Raw genomic sequence first — 7,424 nt, 5'->3', positions numbered from 1 at the left:
TAGTTAACCGGCAACTAAGTTTTGGGGGCGATGGAAGCCTGCACCTTAATGATGTAGACAACGTGGGTATTGCATGGATTAATAACATGCAGTTCAAAAATGGCACTATAGAGTTTGATGTTAAAGGCAACGATAAACCGCAAGGTAGTTTTGTAGGGATAGCTTATCATGGGCTGAATGATACCACTTACGAATGTGTGTATTTTAGGCCATTTAACTTTTTGGCGGCCGACCCTGTAAGAAAGAGCCATGGGGTACAATATATCGCCGTTCCTAAATATGATTGGCCTTTACTGAGGGAGAAATATCCAAATAAGTATGAACAGGCGGTTCTCCCGGCGCCCGATCCTAATGCATGGTTTCATGTTCGTATTACTGTCACCCCAAAAAAGGTAAGTGTGTATGTGAACGGGGTACAAAAAGCAATGTTGGAGGTTGAGCCGCTCGTGAACACTGGCGGGACAAAAATTGGTTACTGGGTTGGCAACGGTTCGCCCGGCGATTGGAAAACCTTAAAAATAACGGAATCGAAATAGTAAGATTTATGCATAAAAAGCCCGATGCGAATGCACCGGGCTTTTTATTTGTCTTATATCTTGACTCTTTCAGTCTTGAATCTTATTAGCAGTATTGTTCAAACGCGCCTATCAGGTTATCGGCAATCATTTGTGCCGGGCGGCCTTCTATCTGATGGCGCTCTATAATGTGAACCAGTTTGCCATCTTTAAACAAAGCCATTGATGGTGACGATGGAGGATAAGGCAACATCAGGTTACGGGCAGCGTTAACAGCTTCAGTTTCCATACCTGCAAAAACGGTTACCAAACGATCAGGGTGTTTTTCGTTAGCTGCTGCAGCACGTGCTGCAGGGCGTGCATTAGCTGCCGCGCAACCGCAAACCGAATTCACCATAATAAATACAGTGCCTTCGCTTTTAATAGCCTGCTCAACCGATTGGGCATCCTTTAATTCTTCAAAACCAACTTTGGTCAATTCTTCCCTCATTGGGGCAACTAAATATTCTGGGTACATAATTTTAATTCGCTTAAATTCAATACAAAAATACCAAATTCAAAATAAAAACAACCCCACATCAGAATAATCCGTATTAATTGACGTTTCGGTTATAATAGCGGCGAGCAGGATTGGAGAAGGGGATTTTTTATTATATTGCATCGTTAGTTTGTTAACCCCCTAATTAAACTATAGAATGAACTTAAAATTTAAGATTTAGGTATGGGAATTATTACAAAAAAAAATAACGACCAGCCACGCATAGTACAGGTAAAAGCAAAACACTTTAACTCGCTTAAATTTGCTGTTGCGGCTGTATTAATAATAGTAATGATACTAATGACCGCCATAGTACGCTTAAGTACGCAATCGGTACAGCAAAGGCAGGAAAATACCAGGCTACAATCGCAGGTGGCTGCGCTACAAGGTCAAATAGACAAAGAATCGCAAGAAGAATTGTTGGTTAATGCCGAAAAAGAAGGCAACCGCAGTACGGCCGTATCTTATATACAAGACATTCAGGCTAAATTAAAAACAATAAATAATTTCATGAGCAAACGCGGTTTGCATAGCATATCCTTTAGAAAGCTAAATGTTGGCGATAAACCAAAAAGTGATACCAAGCTATATGGCGATTTTAGCAATTACCTGGATAGGCTGGTAAACAACATCGCGTTCACCCCAATGGGTTATCCAAGGCTAAGCTCTTTCACATCCTTTTTTGGTTCGCGTGGCAATCCCTTTGATTTTGGCGGAAGTGAATTTCATCCCGGTATTGATTTTGCCGGCCACCGCGGCGATCCTGTTAAATGCACAGCCAGCGGCAGGGTAATATTTGCAGGCAGGGCAGGCGGTTATGGCAACTGCATTAAAATACGCCATGCCAATAACCTGGAAACATGGTATGGCCACTTGTCAAAAATAAATGTTAAAGAAGGCCAGCGTGTAACTGTTGGTGACTTGATTGGTAAAGTGGGTTCAACAGGCCGCTCAACCGGTCCGCACCTGCATTACGAGATCCGCAAGAACGGCCACCCGGTTAATCCCAAACAGTATTTGAGTTTAAATATGTAATCTCACCAGTGTTCTATGTCATCTTCTTTTAAAAAAATAATGGGCAATATTGCCAATCATTTTGAGTGATAATAAATATTATATTAGCCGAATAATTTAACCTTTATCAAAATGAAAGAAAACTTAAAAAATGAAGAGCCTAAGAAAAAAGGGCAGCTAATTGTTGTGTCAGAAACCGCCCTGGCAAAACAGAAAGTGGATTTAACACCCAAAGAACGATGCGAAGCTGATCATGTTGGAAGATGCGGCGCCTGCGATGACGACGGTACCTTCACTGCCTGTGCGTAATGAAAATAGTTATACTTTGTTTTTGGGTTATTTTAACTCGCATTGGTTATTACTTTTTAATACAGGGTACCCACCCGGGGCTGTATTATATACAAATGAGTAATTTAAAAGACATTAGTCAATTTATAGCCATTGCTGTTTTCCTGTTTCTATACTACAACAGGCAATTACCCGCTAAAATAAAGTATGTTATTATTTTTGCAATTGTATATTGTTTATCTTTTGCATGCATTATGTTATACCCTTTTATGAGCAGCGATTTCAGGATTATTAGCGAATCGTTTTTATTTGCTTATAACGCATTTTGGGCATACGCAGTAGCAGCTATGTTTTTGTATGTAGTGTTTGCTTCAGATAACTTCTCAATAAAAAGAGCTTGAGTCGCAACTATCTTAGGTAGTAACAGACAATTAATATACTGCCATTAAAAGAGGTGGCGTATTATCATTATACCCGTTATGCAATAGCCGGGTAATGATATGCATCCAATTTCATTAAAATATTTATATTCACTATTTTTGCATTTCAAAATTGAATAATATGTCATCAGTAGAAACTGCATACGTTAAAAGTAAAGTGAAGGATGCTTCACTGGCCGCTTGGGGCCGCAAGGAAATAGAATTGGCCGAGGCAGAAATGCCGGGTTTAATGGCTCTGCGTAAGGAATATGGCCCTGCTAAGATATTAAAAGGCGCACGTATTGCAGGCTGTTTACACATGACTATTCAAACAGCGGTGTTAATTGAAACTTTGATTGAACTGGGTGCCGAAGTTACCTGGTCGTCTTGTAACATATTCTCAACACAAGATCATGCTGCTGCCGCCATTGCTGCTGCAGGTACCTCTGTTTATGCCTGGAAAGGTATGAACGAGCAGGAGTTTGACTGGTGTATAGAGCAAACACTTTTCTTTGGCGAAGACCGCAAACCATTAAACATGATATTGGATGATGGCGGCGATTTAACCAACATGGTTTTAGACCGCTACCCCGAACTGATTGACGGCATTAAAGGTTTATCTGAAGAAACTACTACAGGCGTACACCGTTTATACGAGCGTATGAAAGCCGGTACATTACCAATGCCTGCTATCAATGTAAATGATTCTGTTACCAAATCAAAATTCGATAATAAATACGGTTGCCGCGAATCATTGGTTGACGCTATTCGCCGTGCTACCGATGTAATGATGGCCGGTAAAGTAGCTGTTGTTTGCGGTTATGGTGATGTGGGTAAAGGTTCTGCAGATTCACTGCGTAACTCTGGTGTGCGTGTAATTGTAACTGAAATTGACCCTATCTGCGCATTACAGGCAGCTATGGAAGGTTTTGAAGTTAAGAAATTAGGCACTGCTATTAAAGAAGCTGATATAGTAGTTACTGCAACAGGTAACAAAAACATAGTTCGTGAGCAGCACTTCCGCGCCCTTAAGGATAAAGCTATTGTTTGTAACATTGGCCACTTTGATAACGAGATTGACATGGCCTGGTTAAACGGCGCTTACGGCAGCTCGAAAATTGAAATTAAACCACAGGTTGATAAATATACTATCGACGGTAAAGATGTGATTGTATTGGCAGAGGGCCGTTTGGTAAACTTAGGTTGCGCTACTGGCCACCCAAGCTTTGTAATGAGTAACTCGTTCACCAACCAAACCCTTGCTCAAATTGAGCTTTGGACAAACCGTGACGCTTACGAAAACAAAGTTTACACCTTACCTAAACACCTTGACGAAAAAGTTGCCCGTTTACACTTAGAAAAAATTGGTGTTGAATTGGAAGTTTTAGATCAGGACCAGGCCGAGTACATTGGCGTAACTGTTGAAGGTCCGTTTAAACCGGAGTACTACCGTTACTAAGACGAAATTCAAAATAAAAATTCAAAAGGGATATGGTGTGAGCCATATCCCTTTTTTTGTGACGGTTGTTAGCCGCTGGTGTTTCTTAAATAACTATTAGTAGCTATAGTAAGCCAAAAAATCAAATAATACATTTATAGTGATCTATCGGATTTTATGGAAGACAAAAGCTCGGCTGTAAAGGCATTAATACTCTCAGGATTTTTTGCCATACTTGGTACGGTGGTAGGCGGTGTTGTGCAGGGATACTGGAACGTAAGACTTGCCGAGCAAAAATATCAATCGGACCTGATATTGAAAGCACTGGAATCAAGCTCGCCCGATGAACGGTTGCAATCTTTAAAGTTATTGGTACATACCAATTTAATAAAGCAATCAGATGTTAGAGATAGTGTTAATAATTACATACTCGAAAAACAAAAGGATCCCGAAACTATACCGCAGGTAAAGGCGGCGACATCACAAACCCTCGAGGCTCCTATCATAAGTAATGCCCGGATCTATATATTAGCCGGCAATGCAAATAAAACGTCTGCCTTTAATGATCTCAAATTACAGCTTAATTCTGCAGGGTTTAAAATTATGAATGCCCGCACTATTGTAGACCCCGGCCGCCCCAATAACCCGGAAATAAGATACTTTAACCCTGAGGACGAGCAACAAGCAGAAAAGCTTGCAGAGTTTATGCGCTTTAAATACGATAAGGGGTACGCTGCAATATTGTATAAAGATGCGAAAGCCAAACCAGGTTATATTGAAATTTGGCTGGGAAGATGACAAGAGATCTGCGTTTCTACCCATGACAATTATTAGTAAATGGCGTGAGAAGTGTTCACGTTCACGGCCGTGAACACCATTGTGAATGCATAAATAACTGATAATGATTAATTTAAAAATAAGCTACTGACGAAATAACGTCACCATTAAATCCAAACATAGCAGAGGCAACATGCAAATAATAGAGTCGGTCACGCTGCACGCCCCCGCAAAGATCTGTCATTGCACCTTCAAAGGCCACGGGATGATCACAGCAATTCATACGATCCTCTTATCCAGTTAAACAGCTGCGGCCTTAGTTCGCTGGTATGGCTCAGCCTGATATGGTTCTCAAATCTACCTGCGGTAGCGGTGCTTTTTAACACGGGTGGCTCTGTTAATTGCGTTGCCGAGTAAAATTTTAGATCGAGCACCTTTTGCATGGGGCGGATTACAAAGAATGTTTGCCTGTGCACAAACGTAATACAGTTGGGGGTAGTGCCTACCAAAACATCTGGCCAGTCGGCTACTTCGGCTAACAGTTTATCAAACAATAAAAGCAGTTCATCAGGTTTGCCTTTAAACAGGTCGTCGAGGCTCACACGAGCACAGTAATGCCTTTGGCTTTCGCTTGTCAATTCGCGGTCGCATTTTGGGCAGGTAAATGGCATGGCTTATAAACTAATTTGCCTGTAGATAATTCGCATAACGAATATATTGAATTATAGTTTGTAATGCCCGTCAGTATATAACTAATTATTTAGTTATATTGATATATTTCATTTAATTTGTAACTTGATGCAGTTTTTAACACCCTCATTAATAATGAAACTATTCAACAAAACACTTATAACGGCCGTGGCTATATGCCTGGTTACGGTAACAGCCTTTTCGCAAGAAAGCCAAAACACACCTAAAGATTATCTGAGCAAGGAATTTCATGCAGGCCGCAGGCAGGCATTGCGCAATTTAATGCCCGCCAATTCGGTAGCGGTAATATTTGCTTACCCCGAGCAGGTTTTTTCAAATGATGTAAATTATGTTTATCATCCCAATCCCGATCTGTATTATTTATCGGGATATAAAGAGCCGGACGCGGCTTTATTAATATTTAAGGATGCACAAGGCACGGGTGACACCAGCTATAACGAAGTGTTGTTTGTGCGCAAGCGCGATGCACAACGCGAGCAATGGACAGGTAGGCGCGTGGGTGTCGAGGGTGCCAAAGCACAATTGGGTTTCAAAAGGGTTTATAATGGTAGCGAGTTTGCCAAATTCCCTATCGATTTTAAGAAATTTACAACCGTTATATACGACGACCTGTCTGAAGATGCCAGCGGCGATCTTAAAGGATTGATCAGTACTTTTAAAACGAAGGCAGCTGTGCCTGATGTGGATAAAGCATTAATGAATGATTTTAATGTAATTGGGAAATACGCAACTGCTAAAAATATTCCGCAGATAATGAATTTTCTGAAGCCTCGCCTTAGTGATGATGCGCACAAGAACAGCGCTATTATACAAGAGTTGGTGGCTAAGCCAGATTCGGTTACGTTAATAAGTGTTAAAGCAAAAATTAAGGCCGAATATGGTAATGCTGCATTATTTACAGAATACACCACAGCTTTGCGTGGAATTAAACAACCCGAGGAACTGGCTCTGTTAAGTAAATCGGTACAACTATCCAGCATTGCCCATGCCGAGGTGATGCGTGCCATAAAACCAAGCATGAGCGAACGTGAGCTGGAAGGCATTTTAATGTACGTGCACAAAAAATATGGTGCCGAAGGTGAAGGTTACCCGCCAATAGTTGGGGTAGGGGCAAATGCCTGCATCCTGCACTACGAGGAGAATAACGAGTTGGTGCTGAATAACCAATTGGTATTGTTGGATGTGGGTTCGGAGTATCATGGTTACTCGGCCGATGTTACGCGTACCGTACCCCCAAGCGGCAAATTTACCGAAGAGCAAAAAGCTATTTATCAGATAGTTTACGATGCACAGGAAGAAGTATTTAAAATGTGCAAAGCTGGCGTTCCGTATGCATCGCTGGAAGCAAAAACAGGTGAAGTGTTAGCTGCGGGCCTTATTAAATTAGGTATAATAAAAGATGCAAAAGAACTGCGTACCTATTATCCGCACGGCGTATCACACCACATGGGTTTAGATGTGCACGATAAAGGCTCATATGCAGGTAACCTGGAAGAAAACATGGTAATTACTGTTGAGCCAGGCATTTACATTCCGGCAGGCAGCAAGTGCGACAAAAAATGGTGGAACATAGGCGTACGCATAGAGGATGATATAGTAATTGGTAAAGATAAAGGCACTATTTTATCATTAGATGCGCCAAGAAAATGGCAGGATGTTGAGAAAATGGCCGCCGAAAAAAGTATATTTGACGGTGCGAAATTCCCGCCGCTTAAATAGGATTA

The 7,424-nt window shown here is 41.3% G+C and carries 8 protein-coding genes; 6 read left to right on the top strand and 2 right to left on the bottom strand.

Annotated elements, in window-relative coordinates; all coding sequences use genetic code 11:
* Nucleotides 1-536 (top strand): family 16 glycoside hydrolase (locus tag JWQ85_RS07975; protein ID WP_299466569.1); only part of this gene is annotated, 536 nt, incomplete at its 5' end.
* An 85-nt stretch (nt 537-621) separates the two neighbouring features.
* Here the strand turns inward: JWQ85_RS07975 and JWQ85_RS07970 are convergent.
* Nucleotides 622-1,032, bottom strand: coding sequence for a BrxA/BrxB family bacilliredoxin (locus JWQ85_RS07970; RefSeq protein WP_299466566.1), 411 nt, complete (start codon nt 1,030-1,032; stop codon nt 622-624).
* Between the two features lie 204 nt (nt 1,033-1,236).
* Here JWQ85_RS07970 and JWQ85_RS07965 point away from each other — a divergent pair, with 204 nt between their 5' ends.
* The 4 genes from JWQ85_RS07965 (at nt 1,237) to JWQ85_RS07950 (ending at nt 5,010) form a co-directional block, all read left to right on the top strand.
* On the top strand, nt 1,237-2,088 hold the full coding sequence (locus JWQ85_RS07965; RefSeq protein ID WP_299466563.1) for a M23 family metallopeptidase: 852 nt from the start codon (nt 1,237-1,239) through the stop codon (nt 2,086-2,088).
* Nucleotides 2,089-2,199: 111 nt separating this feature from the next.
* On the top strand, nt 2,200-2,376 hold the full coding sequence (locus tag JWQ85_RS07960; RefSeq protein WP_299466560.1) for a hypothetical protein: 177 nt from the start codon (nt 2,200-2,202) through the stop codon (nt 2,374-2,376).
* A 540-nt stretch (nt 2,377-2,916) separates the two neighbouring features.
* Nucleotides 2,917-4,233, top strand: a complete 1,317-nt coding sequence (gene ahcY, locus JWQ85_RS07955) for an adenosylhomocysteinase (RefSeq protein WP_299466557.1) — start codon at nt 2,917-2,919, stop codon at nt 4,231-4,233.
* A gap of 156 nt (nt 4,234-4,389) precedes the next feature.
* On the top strand, nt 4,390-5,010 hold the full coding sequence (locus tag JWQ85_RS07950; protein ID WP_299466554.1) for a hypothetical protein: 621 nt from the start codon (nt 4,390-4,392) through the stop codon (nt 5,008-5,010).
* A gap of 248 nt (nt 5,011-5,258) precedes the next feature.
* Here JWQ85_RS07950 and JWQ85_RS07945 read toward each other — a convergent pair whose 3' ends face one another.
* Nucleotides 5,259-5,660, bottom strand: a complete 402-nt coding sequence (locus JWQ85_RS07945) for a DUF5655 domain-containing protein (protein WP_299466551.1) — start codon at nt 5,658-5,660, stop codon at nt 5,259-5,261.
* Nucleotides 5,661-5,814: 154 nt separating this feature from the next.
* Between JWQ85_RS07945 and JWQ85_RS07940 the strand changes: the two genes are divergently transcribed.
* Complete coding sequence (locus JWQ85_RS07940) at nt 5,815-7,419, top strand: aminopeptidase P family protein (RefSeq protein ID WP_299466548.1); 1,605 nt, start codon at nt 5,815-5,817, stop codon at nt 7,417-7,419.
* Nucleotides 7,420-7,424 lie beyond the last annotated feature (5 nt).

This window comes from Mucilaginibacter sp., assembly GCF_028288105.1.
Taxonomy (GTDB): Bacteria; Bacteroidota; Bacteroidia; order Sphingobacteriales; family Sphingobacteriaceae; genus Mucilaginibacter.
Note: the sequence above shows the minus strand (reverse complement) of the source record. Positions and strands in the feature narration are given on the sequence as shown.